The organism is Lysinibacillus sp. UBA5990 (genome assembly GCF_002429815.1).
Taxonomy (GTDB): domain Bacteria; phylum Bacillota; class Bacilli; order Bacillales_A; family Planococcaceae; genus Lysinibacillus; species Lysinibacillus fusiformis.
Genome location: NZ_DJAY01000002.1, coordinates 104,170 through 123,288 on the forward strand (window position 1 = coordinate 104,170; position 19,119 = coordinate 123,288).

Sequence of the window (19,119 nt, forward strand, 5' to 3'; positions counted from 1 at the left end):
GCATTCTTCTACAATTATTGAGAATGGTTATCAATTGTTGTGTATGGAGGGAAAAAATTGTTTAAACAAAATAGAAGGATTGTAGGACTATTGTTTCTGCTCATAATGCTTATGTTAACAGCTTGCGGCCAAGAGGAAAAGGCAGTTAATCCAACTGGAGAGCAAGATGCGAAAGAAGCAGAGACAAAAACGGTTCAGACTATAAAAGGGGATATTGTTATTCCGACTAATCCGAAGCGTATTGTAGCAGAGGAATATATCGCAAGTCTACTTGTTTTAGATGTGAAGCCCATAGGAGCTCCTGGTTTGGCTCTTGAAAATTATTATGTTAAGGATGCATTAGAGGATGTAGAGGATATCGGTGTTTATGGGAAACCGTCCATTGAGAGGATTTTAGGACTCAAACCTGATTTGATTATTACTGGCAATGGAGAAAACTATGATGCTTTAAGTAAAATTGCTCCAACTGTAGTTATCCCATACGGGGAATTGAAAAATGCGCATGAGGAGCTTACATATTTCGGTGAGTTACTTGGAAAAGAGCAAGAAGCAAAGGATTGGCTCTCCCAATATGATCAGAAGATTGCTGATGCTAAAGCACAGGTAGATGCGATTATCCCAGAGGATGCAAGCTTTTCTATTATTGAGGATGCAGGTAAATCTATTTATGTTTATGGTGATAACTTCGGTCGGGGAGGACAGCCAATCTATCAGTCACTTGGTCGAAAGCTACCTGCTAAAAAGGCAGATGAAATTATGGAAAAGCAGTGGGCGGAAATTTCTGAAGAAGTATTGGCAGATTACGCAGGAGACTACATTATTTTGACTTCGAATGATAGAACGGTTGAAGATTTTAAGAAAGATCCGATATGGGGAAATTTACCTGCTGTGAAAAATGACCATCTTTATGTTTGGCCTGAGGAACGTTCATGGTATTATGACCCAACAGCGGTCTTGGCGCAAGTTGAGGAATTAACAAATTGGCTAACGAATCAAAAATAGTAGAAAATGGTGAGCGATTTTTTAGTTTAACCGTCTCAATTAAGAAACTTATAGAAGCATCTTTCCTAGTGAAGATGCTTCTTTTTATTATTACATTTTTAGATATTATTGAGAATTTTTATCATTTATAATGTTTACAAGAGGGGGTATTCTATTATTTGACTTGAAAGGTGTGTATACAAACAGTGAATATAGATGAAAAAGTGAACCTGTTTGGAAAACACTCGATGCCGTACAAAATGATCAAATTTTCGAAATCGATGGATGGAGTTTCTGGTTTTCAGATCCAATTTCTATACTTGGGCAAATCGAAGAAGTAACGGAAATGATAGCCCAACAAGTTAAAGGAAAATAAAGATAAGTTCAAAATCACTCTAGCATTGTACCGCCAGAGTGATTTTTCTATTAATATCTATTTATTAAAAAATATAATTGAGAACTATTATCAATTATAATAAACTTGGAGTAGCTGAATGGAAAGGAATGATAAAGAATGCTACCTGATGAGGAGTTTCTATTTCTTTGGAATCATGCCACGACAAAAATACTAGATATACGTTATGAGCTATTCAAACCTGAGGAAATTGGTAAATTGTATAAATTACCTGCTAATATGTTTCTTTATGCTACAGGAGGTAGTGCAGATATCTATATAGACTTAAACAAATATACACTAGAGGGCTTTCATCTTATACACAGTGGGAAGGGTTCTACTCTGCAAATCATGGCTAAAGATAAAGGATTTGAATACTATATGGTATTCTATCGAGCCTTCATTCCTTTAACTTCTAATAAAAGGGTAGTAGCGGCCATGTATAGAAATAATCCTTTCAAATATCAATACGGTTTTGTACCAAGCTCACCTGTTACCATGTTCGAAAAAACACATCAAATGTATAGTAAATGGAAAAATGCCAGTAATCTAGATAAATTTACAGTTAAATCACTATTTTATCAATTTTTAAATGAAATTTTTATACAGTTAGATCAAGAGAGTCTCGACATCCCAAAGTTGAATGTCTCTTATCAAATTCAAGCATACATAGAAGAAAACTTCGCAAAACCATTGACGTTAGACACAATTGCCAAGGCATTACGTTATAGTCCATCACATTTATCTATTCAATTCAAGCAACAGATAGGCTGTAGTCCTATTGAGTATTTAATTCAGCTAAGAATTGGAAAGGCTTCCACTTTGCTTGTGGAGACAGATGCTAGCATACGTGATATCGCTATGGGCGTCGGCTATCATGATGTTTATTATTTTAGTAGACTATTCAAAAAAAGAGTAGGCATCTCACCCATAAAGTTTCGCCAAAAAGAACAAATAGATCGTCTAGTAAAAGATAGTCCTTCAATGTCTGAAAGATACTCCATTGTCGATTGGAACTTCCAAGATTATATTGAGAATGGTTATCAATATAAAGGAAGGAAGTATGAATCAATGAATAAAAGAGGATTATCAACTATTGCAACACTTTTTCTATGCTTAACACTTTTATTAAGCGCTTGTAGCAACGGAACATCTACGAATACGGGGAGCGAGGGAAAGACCTCTGTTGCACAAACAGCAACTAAATCACAAACAAAGGTTGTATCCACTATTAAAGGGGACGTTGAAATACCTGTTAATCCTGAGCGAGTAGTTGTGATGTATTATACTGGTGACGTCCTAGCATTTGGTGTAACACCTGTGGGATCTTCTAAGATACAGGACGGCGCTGCATTTGAGGAGGCATTAAAAACAGTCGAAAGTTTAGGTGAATGGTTTGAGCCGAATGTTGAGGCAGTGATTCAATTAAAGCCGGATGTCATCATTATTCCAAAGAATGAAGAACTATATGGGCAGATGAAAAAAATAGCTCCAACTATTGTGATAGATGACGCCACAACATCTCTAGATCAACGTTTAGAAAAAATTGGAGAAGTGCTGGGGAAAGAGAAAGAAGCAAAAGATCTTTTGTCTAATTTTTATACAAAAGTAGAAGACAGTAAAGAACAGCTAAAAGCGGCGGGTGTATTAGATAAAACAGTTAGTATTATGGAAGGCGGCAAAGGGAAAATGTCAGTTGTAACAAGTTATACCTTCGGACGTGGTTCTCAAGCATTGTATGAATATTTAGGAATGCGTGCGCCAGAAATTATTCAACAGAAAATAGATGATAAGAATAATACTCAGGAGGCGATAGATGTATCCTTAGAAGTATTAACGGAGTATGCAGGAGATTATGTTTTTCGTTCATCATATGAAGGGATGGTAGATTTAACTGACCATCCAGTTTGGTCCGCTATTCCAGCTGTTAAAGAAGGCAGACTTGTGGAAATTGATTTTGGTTTTTGTTACTACAATGATATATATTCATTAACGAAACAGTTGGATTTCGTTGTTGATCGTCTATTAGCTACAGCAAATAAAAAATAAATGTGCACCAAAACTTGTTTATAAGGCACACCAAGAAAGCACTAAAGAAACCTTTGAAATTGGTCTCTTTAGTGCTTTAAAACGTTTAATTTCTAATAATTTGGAATGTCCCAGGTGTTGTTGTTTGGATAATGTGACGGTTACCGCTAACGATAAAGTCGGCTGGTACTTGCTTGCCAAAGTCATTTAAGTGGTTGATCGATGAGTTTGCTGATAAACCTTCAATAATAATCTCCATGTTCGCATCGAAAGTAATTTGCTTTTTATTTAATGTAGCCTGAAGAGTAATGCGATTTCCCCTTTTTGTTACTTGAATGTCTATTACACCTTCATCTTCATTGACTAATGTGTAAAGTGGTGGAATGATAATTGTCATTTTATTTTTTGTTGTTAAAATAAAGCGTTCCGTATCAATCTCTGAATCAGCAACATTTATTTTTGCTGTATAAATATTTTTGTTTTTTGTCATAGCTGTTGTTTTACCTGGTACAGCGGCTTTATCTGATAGTACAGGTTTTTTAGGGACGTTATCTTTTGTAGGAAGAGAATATTTTCCTTGAACAAAATCAACTAAAGTCCAAACATTTGGCACGAGTTGCTGCTGTACAGGTGTTAAACCTTCAAAAGCGGTTTTGACTTCTTGTACATCCTGGGCAGTAGACGTTTTGGGTGATAAAGCAGCAATTGCATCTTCTACTTCCTTGGCCGAAGCCTTATCCTTCAATACTAGCTGTTCAGCATCAAGTAAAAGCTGTTCAATGCCCACAGGTAAAGAGATATTTGAAAACCTACGTAAGGCATTCAGCTCTGCTCGAGCATCCGCTACATCTTTATGAAAAGTAAGACGAGATGAATTAATTAGTTGAATTTTATTAACTACTTTATCAACAGATGTATTGGGTGAAATATAGGAAGTTAATATTTTTTTGGCAGAATCACTAACAAAGGATTTTTGTGCTGCATTTAAGGTGTTATACCAATCTCTTGTTTCCATGATATTTTGATAATAATTAACAGCTGTAGATTCTACTGAATTTAACTTATCCTCAATTTGTGCAGCCAGCTTGCGATAAGCAATTCTTGTCTGTTGATGTGCTGACAATGTGGAATAGTTTGTTACATACTGTTTTTCCAATTCTGTTAAAGCATTATAGGCCTTAAGTGCTGCCTCCAAATTTACTTGGAAGGTAGAGGTAGTATTGTTTATATTGTTAATCATTTGCACAACATTTGACACGTTAGAATTGTAGTAAGAATTACTGTATATGTATGCCGTGCTCGGTTGTCCAGTTACATTAGCTGCAGAAGCTGGTGCACTATAAAGGAGTGAAGGGACAGCCACTAAAGACAGCAGGGCTAACTTTTTTTTATTTTTCATGCTATAAAATGCCTCCTAATTATATTATTCGAAACGGAAATCTATCCAATATATGGTGTTACATTAATTTTATCATAGCCTGGGATCTTTTTATGCATTTTTTGGTTGAATAGGTAGATTGGTTATGTTTTTAAGTAAGTACATACAACTTTTGGACCTATAATAGTACATTAAGAAAGTTTAGTTCTTCTTAATAATCATACTGATAAAAGGAAATTAATATATCTGACAGAGAGTTTCGAAATAGACAGATTGAGCCGTTTGAAAAATTCAACCGAGTATAAATCGTGAAAGTGTAAAAAGAAAAAATACAGTAATTTTTTACGGAGTACTTTCTTTTTTATCATAAACAATAAATGTATAAAAATTGGTTTATTTATCATTCAAAAGTAATGCTATCTCTTAAGTGTTTCGGAAAATATACGATAATAAATAAAGAAGTAGTTTTTAAGGAGGGGTAACAATGAGAATAGTGCTAGTAGATGATGAATATTTATCATTAACGAGATTAAAAACTTTGCTTGAAGAAAGTAAGGTTGGGGGAATTGAAATAGTTGGAGAATACACGGATTCTTTAAAAGTGATTGAAGAGATACAGAGCCTACAACCAAGTGTTGTATTTTTAGATATAGTCATGCCGGATATGGACGGGTTAGCACTAGGGGAAAAAATTCAGGAATTATTGCCAGATGTAGAAATTGTTTTTACAACAGGGTTCGATCAATATGCGTTAGATGCCTTTAATTTACATGCCGTCGATTATTTATTGAAGCCCGTACAAATTGCGCGTTTAAAAAAGACATTAGAACGTCTTGAACAGATCAATAATAAACACAAAAAAAGTGTGACGAACTCTACAACTATTAATCTATTTGGCGGGCTCCGTGTCATTTCACCAGACGGTCAAACACAAATTTTAAAATGGCGAACATCCAAAGCGAAAGAGTTATTTGCCTACTTACTCAATCATCGTGATGAAATAATTTATCGTGAAACCATTTTAGAGTTATTTTGGCCAGAGTCTGATAGAGATAGGGCGTCGAAACAGCTTTATACGGCCATTTATACAATACGTCAAACATTAAAAAACTACGATTTGGATGGTGTGCAGATTTCAAGTCCATTACTCAATTCAGGTTATAAACTCTTGATGGAACATACTGTTGTTGATGTAGAACAATGGTTGTCCAGCTTGAAATCATTACCTTTACTAGAACAGGAAACCGTGGATGAGCATGAACAAGTATTCCAAATGTATACAGGAGACTATTTAGGAGATTGCGATTATTTATGGGCAGAAAACGAGAGAGAGCGTTTAAGAAGATTATGGTTACAGCATGCCCATCAGCTAACTGATTTTTATATAACAAATGAAAACTATCCTGCGGCTATAAAGATACAGGAAAAAGTTCAAGCACTGTTCGTTGATGAAGAGGAAAACTATTTCACCTTGATGAAGCTATATCATTTACTGAATAATGTGGGGGCTGTCGAGGAGCAATATTTACTGTTAAAAAAGGCACTTCAAGAGCATTTGGCGGTGGAGCCAAGTGAAGAAATTGAAAGTTGGTATCGTAGTTGGAAACTGGCAATTGTGCAAATGAAAGAGGAAGTTATTATTTGATTACAAAAAGGAGGGACTCTGCAAACGCAGAGCCCTTACTGTTAATATGGTTTTAAACCATATCTCTTAGCATTATTGTATTTATCGTATGCATTGATTAAATTGTTATAGGCATTTGAGACCTCAGTTTGAGTTGCAGAATAGTTGTTTACAATAAATCTAGCTTGTTCAATACTATAATTTAGCATGCTCAATTCATATTCTGATGTCCATTGTATGTTATTAAATATATCACTGCCATCTCCATTATGAGAAATTGGAACCATTCCATTAGAAGCAGAAGTAATTAGTGATTCTAAATAAGTTTTATCTACATAGTACCCATTATTACCATACTTATAAGCACTCTTGTAAGTCCCAATAGCATTGTTTAAATTATTAATAGCATTGGCAATATCAGTTTGAGTAGCATAGTAATTATTAACCACTGTTTGAGCTGTTGAAACAGCAGAATCTATCGCATTCCTTTCAGCTTGTGTTGTCCATGGAGTATTGTAAGAAACATCTGAACCATTCCAAGAGACCGTCACATATGAAACGGAATGAATTAATGACTGTAGTGATGCTTTATCACCATATCCATATTTTAAACCGCTTTTTTGAGCCGCTTGGTAGCCTACTAGCGCATTTTTGTAACGTGTAATAGCATTCTTTACTTGCTCTTGTGAGGCACTATTATTGTTTGCAACAGTTCTAGCACTCGTCACTGCAGAATCAAAAATATTACGATCAGTCTGAGTTGTCCATTTGTCTGTTGTTAAAATATCGTATCCATTTATAGAAACTTGTACGTAAGGTATGGATGCTAGTAGTGTATTCAGCTCTTTTTTATCAATAACGGGGAGGATAACAGAGACGCTCTTATCGTCCACTTGTACTTTACTCACCTGATGACCCGAATCTAATGCCACTTTTGAACCGCCTTTGACAATGATTTGTTCAATTTTACCCTCGCCGTAAAGGTTAAAATCCTCTTCCACATCAATCGTCAGTTTTTCCACATTTGCTATCACTTCAGAAGACAAAACTTTACCAACAACATCAATTTTAGAAAGTGTCTGGTCAGAAGAAACATTCACCTTCGTACGTGCCAATTTAATATTTGATGATTTCATATCCCGTAGTGTAACATATAGCCAGTTTGTTTTCTTTGTTATAAGCGGTTTAAGTGTAATTGTATCGCCCACGAAAACGTCATCTAGTGTAATGTTTTTTTTCACTCTGTTCGTAATGATCAACTGTCCATCAACCGTAACATTATGAATTTTTACATAATCTGCATTCACAGTGAGGTCACCCGAGATTTGCGCGTCACCTGCATCAAAATATACAGATTTTTTATTTGTGCCTGCTTTGTTTAATGTTAATGATGTTACATCTGAAATTTGCCCATTTTTTACAACAATCGTAGCTAAAGCATTCGTTAATGCTACCTTATTTGAATTATTAAAAAGGGGCTTTAAATCTTTGTGGATTTTAAATGTACCATTTGATGTAATGACCGTATCCTTTGTAATATTTCTAATTGTTACGGCATCACCTACCACTTTTTTTGTTGCTGCAACTTGAACCTGCTCTTCGTTTAAGCTTGATTGATTTAGAAGAGAAGAGGCATGTGCAGTAGACACAGGTAATACTAGTGTGGCTGAAATCGCAGTGGCCATTAATGTTGATAGCGCTTTATTTGTCATACAAGTCACTCCAATCATTTTATTTAATAGATAATATATCATAATTTTCAATAATTTAGAATTGATGGTGTAAGTCTTGTGTATGAAGTGAAAATTAATTAAGTCATAAGTCCCTTTTGAAGTTTAAGAGAAAATTGTTGATTTGCACGTATTTTTATCTATATTTTTGTAAATTTCTACTTTATTCGCTAAATATTTTATTGAGATACGACCTTCCATCCATTATGATTATTTATAAAAGTGGGGGTGTTTGTGATGAAGAAATCAAGAGGAATTGCATTGAAACTATCTTCCCTAATAATAGGATTGTTTCTAGTATTATTTTTATCCTATACAGTGACAACGGGGATTATTATAAAAAAGCAAAGTGTCAAAGATGCAGAGTATGGAACATTGCAAACGGCTGAATCGTCAGCGGCTATTATGAGCGAGCGTTTTAAAAAAGCCAATACAACTTTACAAACAACGAAACGAATCGTTGAAAGTATGGAGAAAAATAAGACGCTATCTTCCAAAGGTGTTTTAGACATAATGGAAAATAATTTAGCTAATAATGTTGATTTATTAGGGGTAGGAGCTATCTTTGAGCAGAATTCCCTTATTATCAATCCAAATGATGAGGCTACGTTGGTAGATTCCAAAAAACGTTTTGGACCATACTTAAGCAAAAATGATAATGAAATAACGACCACTCTTCTTGAAGGTGTAGATGATAAAAATGTTTCTCAATGGTACTGGGTGCCAAAAGAAGAGGGACGGACAGTTTTAACGGAACCTTATGACTATAGTGTAAACGGTCAAACAGTACTAATGACAACAATTTCTGTACCATTAGTCAATGCTTCTGGGAAATTTTTTGGTGTATTGACGGCGGATGTATCTATAGATTATTTAAATGAGCTGACAAAGTCTGTTGCTCCAGAAGGCGGCTATGCGGCAATTATTACAAATAACGGTGTACTAACAGCTAACAGTTTCGGTAAAGAGTTGGATGGGCAAAATATGCAAGATGATCCTGCTTGGACAAGCATAAGTAAGACAATGGAAAACGGCGAGCTAACAAGTATGTACATAGAGTCTAATGAACTGAAAGATCAAGCCTATAATGTGTTTGCTCCAATGATTTTAGAGGACATTGACGAAACTTGGACCGTTCAAATCGTATTAGCTGAATCAAAAATTTTAGAGACCTATAACCATGTATTTGTATATACGATTATTGCATCCATTATAATGGTAGCCTTGATGACTGCTGCAAGTGTACTATTTATTTACAAACAGTTAAAGCCACTCAAGTTTTTACGTGCTTCGATTGAAACAGCAGCAGCAGGCGATTTAACACAAAAGGTAGAGGATAAATATATTAAACAAGATGAAATTGGGGCAGTCGCATTGGCCTATAATAATATGTTGGATAAAACCAATAGTGCTATTAAAGCCGTGTTAAACTCAACAACTCTATTGAACCAATCTTCTAACCAGGTACATGAGGCATTTAACGAAATCGTGTCCTCTAGTCAAGAGGTATCAGTAGCCATTAATGAAATTGCACAGGGTGCATCGAAGCAATCAGAGGATACTGAAGAAACGAATTATCGCATGATGGATTTATCGGATCAAATAGATGCCATTAATGCGCTTTCGAATGAAATGGACGATTTATCCAACAAGACAAATGTGACAACCGAGAAAGGCATGCAAGAGGTTCAAAGTTTACATGAACATAATATAGAGACGAATGAGATGAACGGCCGTATTCAACAACAAATGGAATCACTAGCTTCTAATATTGCCAATATTAATCAAATTATTGCCTCTATTCAAAGCATTACGGAGCAAACTAATCTATTAGCTTTAAATGCAAGTATTGAGGCTGCACGTGCTGGTGAGCATGGAAAAGGTTTTGCTGTCGTGGCGGAAGAAGTAAGAAAGTTGGCAGAGCAATCAAAAACTGAAACAGAAGTTATTAAAAGTACGGTAGAAAGTATTTTAGAAAATTCTCAACAAACAGTTGCAGTCATTGCATCGAATGCAAATTTAATGCAATCGCAAAATGAGTCCGTACAAAGCACGCAATTGGCCTTTAAAGATAATAGTGATTTGTCACGTGCAATTGCAACTTCTATTAATGAACTAATGACTCAGTTGTCTACTATGTTAGAGCATAAAAATCAAGCAATTATGTCCATACAAAGTATTTCGGCTATATCAGAGGAAACAGCGGCCTCTGCTGAGCAAGTAAGTGCCTCTGCAATGGACCAACAAGCAGAATTGCAAAAAGTGGCAGAGTCTATGCAAAATATGAATGATATCTCTAATGAACTGCAAGAGGTCGTAAATAGATTTAAGCTTGCGTAGAGAAAAAAGCTGCCTAAAATCTAAAGGCAGCTCATACTGTTGATAAAAGGAATCGAGAAGTTCATGCTCGATTCCCTTTTCATTTTTTTCATCGAGAATTCATAGTCCTCAAATGAGTGAGTTTTGGTGATTCTTATATTCTGTACATTGTTCTCCTCGTTTATTGATGTGATTTTTTATCTTTTCATCATTGGAACAAGGCGCACCCCTCCAGTAGTGGAAATCAACGGTTTTAATTATGAAAGTAAGTAGCATTGACCTAGTACATTATCGACACTACAATCAAAAGGGAGGGGGACTTCAATATGGTGTATCTTGGAATGATTTTCTTTCAAATTGTCGCACCTATTTTAGTATTACTTGTACTAGGTGCTATTCTGCAAAAGAAATTTCGCTTTAACTTAAAAGCATTATCACAGCTTATTACATATTGTTTTATGCCTGCCGCTGTATTTATTAATTTATATGAGACGAGTATAAAACTGTCTGTTCTGGGAGAAGTTGGATTGTTTGTTGTGCTTTTTATTGGTAGTCAAATGTTACTCAGTCACTTTTTAGCGAAAGGGCTTGGACTCGCCAAAACTGAGGCAGCTGTTTTTAAAAATAGTGTAGTACTCATTAACTCTGGCAACTATGGTATTCCGGTAGCTCAAATGATTTTTGCCACTCAACCTATTGGTGTAGCCATCCAGGTTATACTCGTTATCTTCCAAAACATGACAACGTATACGTATGGTTTATATAATTTAATTTCCTCTACTAAATCGGGCATGACAATTTTAAAGGATTTTATAAAAATGCCTATTATACACGCTTTAATAATCGGTGTGGCCATGAATTATTTTGACATTGGCATTCCGCAGTTTATTAAAATACCTATAGACCATGTAGCAGATGGTTTTATTGCCGTTGCATTAATTACGCTAGGCGCCCAATTGTCTCAACTGGAGATTAAAACGATGTTTAATAAAACAGTATTCGTCAGCTGCTTGACGCGATTAATTATCGGTCCAGCCGTTGCTTTAGTCATTATTTATGCGCTCGGTTTAGACGGGGTTGTGGCACAATCGTTATTTATAGCGAGTGCTTTTCCCACATCCCGCAACAGTTCAAGTCTAGCATTAGAATATGATATAGAGTCGGCAACAGCTGCACAAACCGTTTTATTTTCGACCATTGTGAGTTGTATAACGGTCACGATTGTAATTTATATTGCTGATGTATTGTTTACCTAATAGAAATCAAAAATATTTAAATGATAACTTCCATCTCTTAGCAATATCTGCTAAACTAGCATCAAACTGAATAGTATTAACTAGGGGAGTCTGATGAGTCAGGCTGAGAGGGAAACGCATAGAGGTTTCTTGACCCTTTGGACCTGATCTGGCTCATACCAGCGTGGGAAAGTTAAGAAGCTATTGCATATTACGTGCAATCAATAGACCCTTTACATTCATGGCCGGATCCAATTATTTTTTTGGATTCGGCCTTTATTTATTTTGTTTGCTGGGTGAGCTAGAATCGGTCCTTGTTTAAACTACATTTAAGGGAGAGAAGTAGCTCATGTCAGCAATTAGTGCAAAGAACATTACGATTATGTCTAACTTTGAAGGAAGTAAAAAGGTTTATGTGGAAGGATCTCGTCCTGATATTTTAGTACCAATGCGTGAAATTACATTAAGTCCGACGACTGGTACCTTTGGGGATGAAGAAAATGCCCCAATTCGGGTGTATGATACGAGTGGACCATATACAGATCCGGTCTTCCACGTGGATATTACAAAGGGCTTACCTGCTTTACGAAGTGCTTGGATACAAGAGCGAGGGGATGTTGAGGAATACGGAGGGCGTACAATTAAACCTGAGGATAATGGTTTCAGTCGCGCTGATGATCCACGTATCCATGAAAATGTCTTCCCGGAATTGGTGAGAAAGCCTTTACGTGCAAAAAAGGGTAAAAATGTCACGCAGCTTCATTATGCTCGACGGGGAATTATTACACCTGAGATGGAGTTTGTAGCGATACGAGAAAATATGGACCCAGATTTCGTACGTTCAGAGATTGCAGCAGGCCGGGCTATTATGCCTGCCAATATTAATCATCCTGAGGCCGAGCCAATGATTATCGGTCGTAACTTCCATGTGAAGATTAATGCGAACATTGGGAATTCAGCTGTATCATCCTCGATTGCAGAGGAAGTGGAAAAAATGACATGGGCTACACGCTGGGGTGCTGATAATATTATGGATCTATCAACTGGCAAACATATTCATACAACGAGAGAATGGATAATTCGAAATGCTGCAGTACCAGTTGGGACAGTACCAATTTATCAGGCATTAGAAAAGGTAAATGGTGTGGCTGAGGATTTAACATGGGAGGTGTACCGTGATACGCTTATTGAACAAGCGGAGCAAGGGGTAGATTATTTCACTATTCATGCAGGTGTCCTTTTACGTTATGTCCCTCTTACGGCAAACCGTGTAACAGGCATTGTGTCTAGGGGTGGTTCCATTATGGCGCAATGGTGTTTATACCATCATCAAGAGAACTTCCTCTATACTCATTTTGAGGAAATATGTGAAATTATGAAAGCTTATGATGTAGCCTTTTCATTAGGAGATGGCTTACGCCCAGGGTCAATCGCGGATGCTAACGATGAAGCACAATTTGCGGAGCTGGAAACATTAGGCGAATTAACGCAAATTGCATGGAAGCATGATGTTCAAGTAATGGTGGAGGGGCCAGGTCACGTTCCAATGCATTTGATTAAAGAGAATATGGACAAGCAATTAGAGGTTTGTAAGGAAGCCCCATTCTATACTTTAGGTCCATTGACAACAGATATTGCTCCAGGTTACGACCATATTACATCTGCTATTGGTGCAGCAATGATTGGTTGGTTTGGTACAGCTATGCTCTGCTATGTGACACCGAAGGAACATTTAGGATTACCTAATCGGGAGGATGTTCGAGTAGGGGTTATTACTTATAAGATTGCTGCACATGCTGCAGATTTAGCAAAGGGGCACCCAGGTGCACAACAACGAGATGATGCACTGTCAAAAGCGCGTTTCGAGTTCCGCTGGCGTGATCAATTTAACCTTTCTCTTGATCCAGAACGTGCAGTAGAATATCACGATGAAACATTACCAGCAGAGGGGGCAAAAACAGCACATTTTTGTTCAATGTGCGGTCCTAAATTTTGTAGCATGAGAATTTCTCAGGATATTCGTAATTATGCTAAGGAAAAGGATTTAAATACAACAGAGGCCATCCATGAAGGTATGAGGGAAAAGTCAGCGGAGTTTAAAAAGGCAGGTAGTCAAATCTATCAATAATAATAGTACAAGGCTTGTGTTGATTTACTAGACACGAGCCTTTTTTATGTTGGTTCCACAATTAAACAGGGGAGATGAATAAAAGTAATTTATGCTTTTGCAAATAGAAGTGAGCGGTTGAAACTAGACGAATACTAAAAAGCTCCATGTGAATTATACATTCACATGGAGTAAAAGTTGGATTTGGATATCAATAATAAGTGGAATATTAAACGTTTGTTGGTTGTTTTACATATGGGTTTGTAAGATCCATACCTTCTAATGAAAGACCCATTGCTTTTGCGACACCTTCACCATATGCTGGATCAGCTAAATAGCAGTGAAGGATGTGACGACGTTTGATGAATTCTTCAACAGAAGCCATATCATTAGCCGTATTTTCAAATAGACGTTGTTGTTCTTCCGCAGTCATTAGGCGGAAAAGTTTACCTGGTTGCTCGAAGTAATTATTATCGTCTTCACGGAAATCATGAATTCCTGCATGACCATCAATGCGTAACTCAGGCTCTTTGTGGTCTAAATTATGCTCCCATTCACCATAGCTATTTGGTTCATAGCCTAGTGTTGAACCAAGGTTGCCGTCAAAACGCATAGCGCCATCACGGTGGAAAGTACGGAATGGACATTTTGGTGCGTTAACAGGAAGCATATAGTGGTTTACACCTAAACGGTAGCGTTGTGCATCCGCATAGGCAAAGATACGACCTTGTAACATTTTATCTGGTGAGAAGCTAATACCAGGAACGATGTTAGATGGTGCAAATGCAGCTTGTTCCACTTCTGCAAAGTAGTTGTCCGGGTTTTTATTTAACTCAAACTCACCTACAGGAATTAATGGGAAATCTTTTTTATACCATACTTTTGTTAAATCGAATGGGTTGTATGGTAGCTCACGAGCTTGCTCCTCTGTCATAACCTGAATATACATTTTCCATTTAGGGAAATCGCCCTTTTCAATGGCTTCATATAAATCACGTTGTGAAGATTCACGGTCTTGACCGATTACCTCAGTTGCTTCATCACCTGTGAAATTTTTAATGCCTTGTTCTGTACGGAAGTGGAATTTAACCCAAACACGCTCATTATCAGCATTGATAAAGCTATATGTGTGAGAACCAAATCCGTGCATATTACGGTAACCAGTTGGAATACCACGGTCAGACATTACAATTGTCACTTGGTGAAGCGCTTCTGGTAATAATGTCCAAAAATCCCAGTTGGAATTAGCGTTTTTCATATTTGTACGTGGATCACGTTTGACCACGTGGTTTAAATCTGTAAAGTGTAGTGGATCACGGAAGAAAAATACTGGTGTATTGTTTCCTACTAGATCCCAGTTGCCTTCTTCAGTATAAAACTTAAGTGCAAAGCCACGGATATCGCGCTCAGCATCTGCTGCACCACGCTCACCAGCAACTGTGGAGAATCGTGCGAACATTTCAGTTTTCTTGCCCACTTCTGAGAAGATATTAGCTTTTGTATATTGAGTTATATCGTGCGTTACAGTAAAAGTACCAAATGCACCTGAACCTTTCGCGTGCATACGACGTTCAGGGATTACTTCACGATTGAAGTTTGCTAATTTTTCAACTAGCCATACATCTTGAAGTAATAGAGGGCCGCGTGGACCTGCTGACATAGAGTCATGGTTACTTACTACTGGAGCACCACCTGCTGTTGTAAAACGACGGCTACGATCATTTGCGTTTGTCATATTAGTTACCTCCTGAAAATAATGTAAGTCAAACTCTTCGTCTATAACTATAACAAATATAAAATAGAATTGCTAGTACATTATAATAATTATCGTTAAAGAATTTTTATAGTAAGATATAAAATATAAATATATGCATCGGAGAGCCTATTTATGCTTAATCCTCGCCATAAATTTGTTGTTAAATAAACTAGATATAAACAGTATTTATACTGTAAATGAAAAGAAGTATAAGATTTAACATCATAGTACAAACCCTTATTGAAAATGAAAATAACTAATTGAAAATTATTTGCAAGGTTCTTTATTAATTTTTTCGGTATCGATGAGGGGTCATACCGATTTGTTGTTTAAATATTTTAATAAAATAATTCGGATCATCAAAACCGTTTAAATGAGCAATTTCACTAATTGCAAAATCTGTTTCTAGTAGCATCTTAATGGCGTTTTGAATTCTAAATTGCTGTATATAGCGCTTAAATGGCAAGCCTTGTTTCTTTGAAAAAATCGTACTTAAATAATTGGGGCTGATGCCAAGCTTACGAGCGACAAAGGGAAGAGACAAGGAACTATCTTTAAATTGCTGATCAATAATTTCTAAAGCGAGCTCAACATAATCGGCTCTTTTTTCCATGCGGGCTTCACGGGCTAGCTCTATTAATCTCTGAGTGAAAGAAATAATGCCATTGAGAATCGTATAAAAAATAGGATGCTCAATAATTAAATGAAATAGCTGGCGGTAGTTTTGTTCAATGACTGCTTTTTCGTGTAGTTTATATTTCAACATAAAACGCCGAATTTGTGCTAAGACACTTGTTAGATGGATGCGTAGATCATCCTGCTCGTAATAGATGCCCTCATTAGAAAGTCGATATAAAAATGTTTTTACGGCTTCTAGATTACCCTCCTCCAGGCTACTGATTAATAATTGTTGTTCCTCTGGTGTTAGTAATGGATCTAAGGGTTGTATTTCAAATTGTTTACTTGCGTAAAAAATATGCCCGAATCCTTCATAAAAACTTTGGTGAAGTGCACGCTTTGTTAATGTGTACATATTTTTAATGCTTGTAGCGGGTCCATCATATATCCCGATATTTAAAGAACTATTACTAAACAAACGCCATTCCTTCATAAGAGTACGTACATCCTTTTCTACCATTTTTATGTCTGGCGTTTGAAAAAGGCAGACGATTCTATTCGATAAAGGATAGGTTTTCATATGGAAGTGGATAGGTGTTTGTTGAAGCCAATTGTAAAGCTTGTTATAGGTCTCGGTGTGCTCAGGCTCAATTATTGTAAAGTGAATGCCAGTTTCGATAGAGTCTGATTTCGTATCTAAAAATAAATGATTATAAAATGATTCATTTGTAGCCTCCTGCGCAAAATCTGTAATTTGTGGTGAGCGCAAGGAAATGCCTGTCAGTTTTTGCTTTAATACTTCTAAATCAATGGGCTTTACGAACAGATGAGTTACCTGTAAATCAATGGCTTTCAATGCGTTTTTAAATAAGGGTTCTGTTGTTACGGCTAAAATAGCACCTGAATGTTTTTGTAGATCTCGATAAAGAGAAGCTAAGCGATTATTAGGGACCAAATCGATATTTAACAATATGGCATCCGGTTCTAATTGACGGATGCATTGAGGTACCTCTGAAATAGTAGTGCACATGTCAATAAGAACATCGCCTGGAAAATAGGTGTGTAAAAACCACTTAATGCCTGCTAGTTCAGTGGAGTCTCGATCGATTAATAACAGCTTCATAACATCTAACCTCGCTTAAAATATTCTAGTTTCATATAAAAATACGATTATATTATTAAAAATAACATAGGAATATGAAAAAAATCATGTTTTCTCTTTTAAAATTCTCTATATTCTGAAAAAAGTAGTTAGTACAATGGAAATAGAGTAATTGAGCATCATTCAGCAGGAAACTCATTTACAATGAAAACGCTTAAACGTAGTTGAATGCGGATGTTTTAGTGATTACGTTAAATGAATTTTACATAAGCCATAAAGGGAATAGGGGGATGTCATGTGAAGTCGATCATCGAGCTTGATGGCAATACATTAACAAGACAACAAATTGAGGAAATCGTTAAAGGGCATGCAACGGTTGCACTTGCTGCAGACAGTATAGAACGTATTCGTTTAAGTAGGGAACGAATCGAAAAGCGTTTAGCAGAGGGGCAAACTATTTATGGTGTAAATACAGGTTTTGGCAAACTAAGCAATATAAAAATCGAGGAAGAAGATATTGAGCTATTGCAACTGAATTTATTACGATCAGATGCAACAGGTGTGGGCCAGCCGTTTCCAACTGATGTTGTACGTGCCATGATGGTTTTACGTGCAAATGCCTTAGCTCGTGGATTTTCAGGTATTCGTGAGGAAACTGTACAGCTTTTATTAGATTTTATTAATAAAGGCGTACATCCAATTGTCCCGTCACAAGGCTCGGTTGGAGCAAGTGGAGATTTAGCGCCGTTATCACATCTAGCTTTAGTCCTAGTGGGAGAAGGTAAGGCTGAGTTTAATGGAGAAATGATGAGTGGTAGTGAGGCGTTACAGCAAGCGGGATTATCACCTGTTCGACTACAAGCTAAAGAGGGGCTGGCACTTGTAAACGGTACACAGGCTATGACAGGTATCGGTGTCTTAACAGTTAATGAGGCTGAACGAATTGGGCTTGCGGCGGATATGGCTGCTAGTTTAACACTAGAAGCATTGAAAGGTATCACATCTGCGTTTGATCCAGCCCTTTTAGCGGTAAGACCACATCCAGAGTTAGAGCTTGTTGGTGGTCGTATCCGTAAGTGGCTTGAGGGAAGTAAGCGAGTGACAAAACAAGGAGAAATTCGTATGCAGGATGCATATTCACTGCGTTGTATCCCACAAGTGCACGGTGCTTCCTGGCAGTCTTTCTTTTACGCGGAGAACCGAGTACAAACGGAAATGAATGCCACGACTGATAATCCGATTGTTTTAGAAAACGGTGAAGTCCTATCAGGTGGTCATTTTCATGGTCAGCCAATTGCTTTAGCGATGGACTTTTTAAAAATTGGGGTAAGTGAATGGGCTAATATTTCAGAGCGTCGTACAGAGCGAATGGTGAATCCTCAATTAAATGAAGGATTACCACCATTTTTAGCGACAAACCCTGGGATTGAATGTGGTCTGATGATTGCTCAATATACAGCAGCATCCATTGTCTCAGAAAACAAAGTGTTGGCGCATCCTTCCAGTGTTGACTCAATTCCTACATCAGGGAATCAAGAAGACCATGTAAGTATGGGGACAACTTCTGCTCGTCAAGTACGTCAGATTGTCCGAAATGCTGCCCTAGTTATAGCGATAGAAATGATTTGTGCATCACAGGCTATTTATTTAGATAAAGCGGAAGAACAATTATCACCAACCACACGAAAGTATTTAGAGAAAGTTCGTGAGTTTTGTCCACCACTATTAGCAGATCAGCCGATTGGTGATGAAATTGAGGCATTGGCGGAGTATTTATTAACTAGTGATGCTCTAGTAAAGGAATATATGTAAAGTTAATTAAACGATTTTAAGTTGGAAGAGCTGAG

Annotated in this window: 11 protein-coding genes and 1 riboswitch; of the genes, 7 read left to right on the forward strand and 4 right to left on the reverse strand. The window is 36.8% G+C overall.

The window, feature by feature from the left end:
- Nucleotides 1-57: 57 nt before the first annotated feature.
- Nucleotides 58-1,002 (forward strand): ABC transporter substrate-binding protein, encoded by a 945-nt coding sequence (locus B3D94_RS01280; protein WP_291753810.1) that lies wholly within the window; start codon nucleotides 58-60, stop codon nucleotides 1,000-1,002.
- Nucleotides 1,003-1,495: 493 nt separating this feature from the next.
- Nucleotides 1,496-3,424: an AraC family transcriptional regulator gene (locus B3D94_RS01285; protein WP_291753813.1), complete on the forward strand. Its 1,929-nt coding sequence runs from the start codon at nucleotides 1,496-1,498 to the stop codon at nucleotides 3,422-3,424.
- Between the two features lie 85 nt (nucleotides 3,425-3,509).
- Here the strand turns inward: B3D94_RS01285 and B3D94_RS01290 are convergent, their stop codons facing one another.
- Complete coding sequence (locus B3D94_RS01290; RefSeq protein ID WP_291753816.1) at nucleotides 3,510-4,802, reverse strand: hypothetical protein; 1,293 nt, start codon at nucleotides 4,800-4,802, stop codon at nucleotides 3,510-3,512.
- Nucleotides 4,803-5,265: 463 nt separating this feature from the next.
- On the opposite strand from B3D94_RS01290, the gene B3D94_RS01295 reads away from it, so the two are divergent.
- Nucleotides 5,266-6,426 carry a response regulator gene (locus B3D94_RS01295; protein ID WP_069479760.1) on the forward strand — a complete coding sequence of 387 codons (1,161 nt, stop codon included), beginning with the start codon at nucleotides 5,266-5,268 and terminating at the stop codon, nucleotides 6,424-6,426.
- A gap of 41 nt (nucleotides 6,427-6,467) precedes the next feature.
- Here B3D94_RS01295 and B3D94_RS01300 read toward each other — a convergent pair whose 3' ends face one another.
- Nucleotides 6,468-8,117, reverse strand: coding sequence for an S-layer protein (locus B3D94_RS01300; RefSeq protein ID WP_291753820.1), 1,650 nt, complete (start codon nucleotides 8,115-8,117; stop codon nucleotides 6,468-6,470).
- A 255-nt stretch (nucleotides 8,118-8,372) separates the two neighbouring features.
- Between B3D94_RS01300 and B3D94_RS01305 the strand changes: the two genes are divergently transcribed.
- The 3 genes from B3D94_RS01305 to thiC all read left to right on the forward strand — a co-directional run bounded on the left by B3D94_RS01305 (nucleotide 8,373) and on the right by thiC (nucleotide 13,817).
- Nucleotides 8,373-10,475: a methyl-accepting chemotaxis protein gene (locus B3D94_RS01305; RefSeq protein ID WP_291753823.1), complete on the forward strand. Its 2,103-nt coding sequence runs from the start codon at nucleotides 8,373-8,375 to the stop codon at nucleotides 10,473-10,475.
- Between the two features lie 305 nt (nucleotides 10,476-10,780).
- Nucleotides 10,781-11,710, forward strand: coding sequence for an AEC family transporter (locus B3D94_RS01310; protein WP_193834113.1), 930 nt, complete (start codon nucleotides 10,781-10,783; stop codon nucleotides 11,708-11,710).
- A gap of 72 nt (nucleotides 11,711-11,782) precedes the next feature.
- Nucleotides 11,783-11,897: riboswitch (TPP riboswitch) on the forward strand.
- A 141-nt stretch (nucleotides 11,898-12,038) separates the two neighbouring features.
- The gene (gene thiC / locus B3D94_RS01315) at nucleotides 12,039-13,817 is read left to right on the forward strand and encodes a phosphomethylpyrimidine synthase ThiC (protein ID WP_291753827.1); all 1,779 of its coding nucleotides are present in this window, start codon (nucleotides 12,039-12,041) and stop codon (nucleotides 13,815-13,817) included.
- 208 nt (nucleotides 13,818-14,025) lie between these two features.
- On the opposite strand, the gene B3D94_RS01320 is transcribed toward thiC, so the two are convergent.
- Both B3D94_RS01320 and B3D94_RS01325 read right to left on the reverse strand, forming a co-directional pair.
- Nucleotides 14,026-15,531 carry a catalase gene (locus B3D94_RS01320; protein ID WP_069479765.1) on the reverse strand — a complete coding sequence of 502 codons (1,506 nt, stop codon included), beginning with the start codon at nucleotides 15,529-15,531 and terminating at the stop codon, nucleotides 14,026-14,028.
- Between the two features lie 307 nt (nucleotides 15,532-15,838).
- On the reverse strand, nucleotides 15,839-17,293 hold the full coding sequence (locus tag B3D94_RS01325) for a helix-turn-helix domain-containing protein (protein WP_069479766.1): 1,455 nt from the start codon (nucleotides 17,291-17,293) through the stop codon (nucleotides 15,839-15,841).
- 276 nt (nucleotides 17,294-17,569) lie between these two features.
- Between B3D94_RS01325 and hutH the strand changes: the two genes are divergently transcribed.
- Nucleotides 17,570-19,084, forward strand: coding sequence for a histidine ammonia-lyase (hutH, locus tag B3D94_RS01330; RefSeq protein ID WP_069479767.1), 1,515 nt, complete (start codon nucleotides 17,570-17,572; stop codon nucleotides 19,082-19,084).
- The last annotated feature ends 35 nt before the right edge of the window (nucleotides 19,085-19,119 follow it).

Bases quoted from the DNA above. Each gene is read 5' to 3' on its own strand.
- B3D94_RS01290 (WP_291753816.1), bottom strand. From the start codon at position 4,802: ATGAAAAATAAAAAAAAGTTAGCCCTGCTGTCTTTAGTGGCTGTCCCT.
- B3D94_RS01300 (WP_291753820.1), bottom strand. From the start codon at position 8,117: ATGACAAATAAAGCGCTATCAACATTAATGGCCACTGCGATTTCAGCC.
- B3D94_RS01295 (WP_069479760.1), top strand. From the start codon at position 5,266: ATGAGAATAGTGCTAGTAGATGATGAATATTTATCATTAACGAGATTA.
- thiC (WP_291753827.1), top strand. From the start codon at position 12,039: ATGTCAGCAATTAGTGCAAAGAACATTACGATTATGTCTAACTTTGAA.
- B3D94_RS01285 (WP_291753813.1), top strand. From the start codon at position 1,496: ATGCTACCTGATGAGGAGTTTCTATTTCTTTGGAATCATGCCACGACA.
- B3D94_RS01305 (WP_291753823.1), top strand. From the start codon at position 8,373: ATGAAGAAATCAAGAGGAATTGCATTGAAACTATCTTCCCTAATAATA.
- B3D94_RS01320 (WP_069479765.1), bottom strand. From the start codon at position 15,531: ATGACAAACGCAAATGATCGTAGCCGTCGTTTTACAACAGCAGGTGGT.
- B3D94_RS01310 (WP_193834113.1), top strand. From the start codon at position 10,781: ATGGTGTATCTTGGAATGATTTTCTTTCAAATTGTCGCACCTATTTTA.
- B3D94_RS01325 (WP_069479766.1), bottom strand. From the start codon at position 17,293: ATGAAGCTGTTATTAATCGATCGAGACTCCACTGAACTAGCAGGCATT.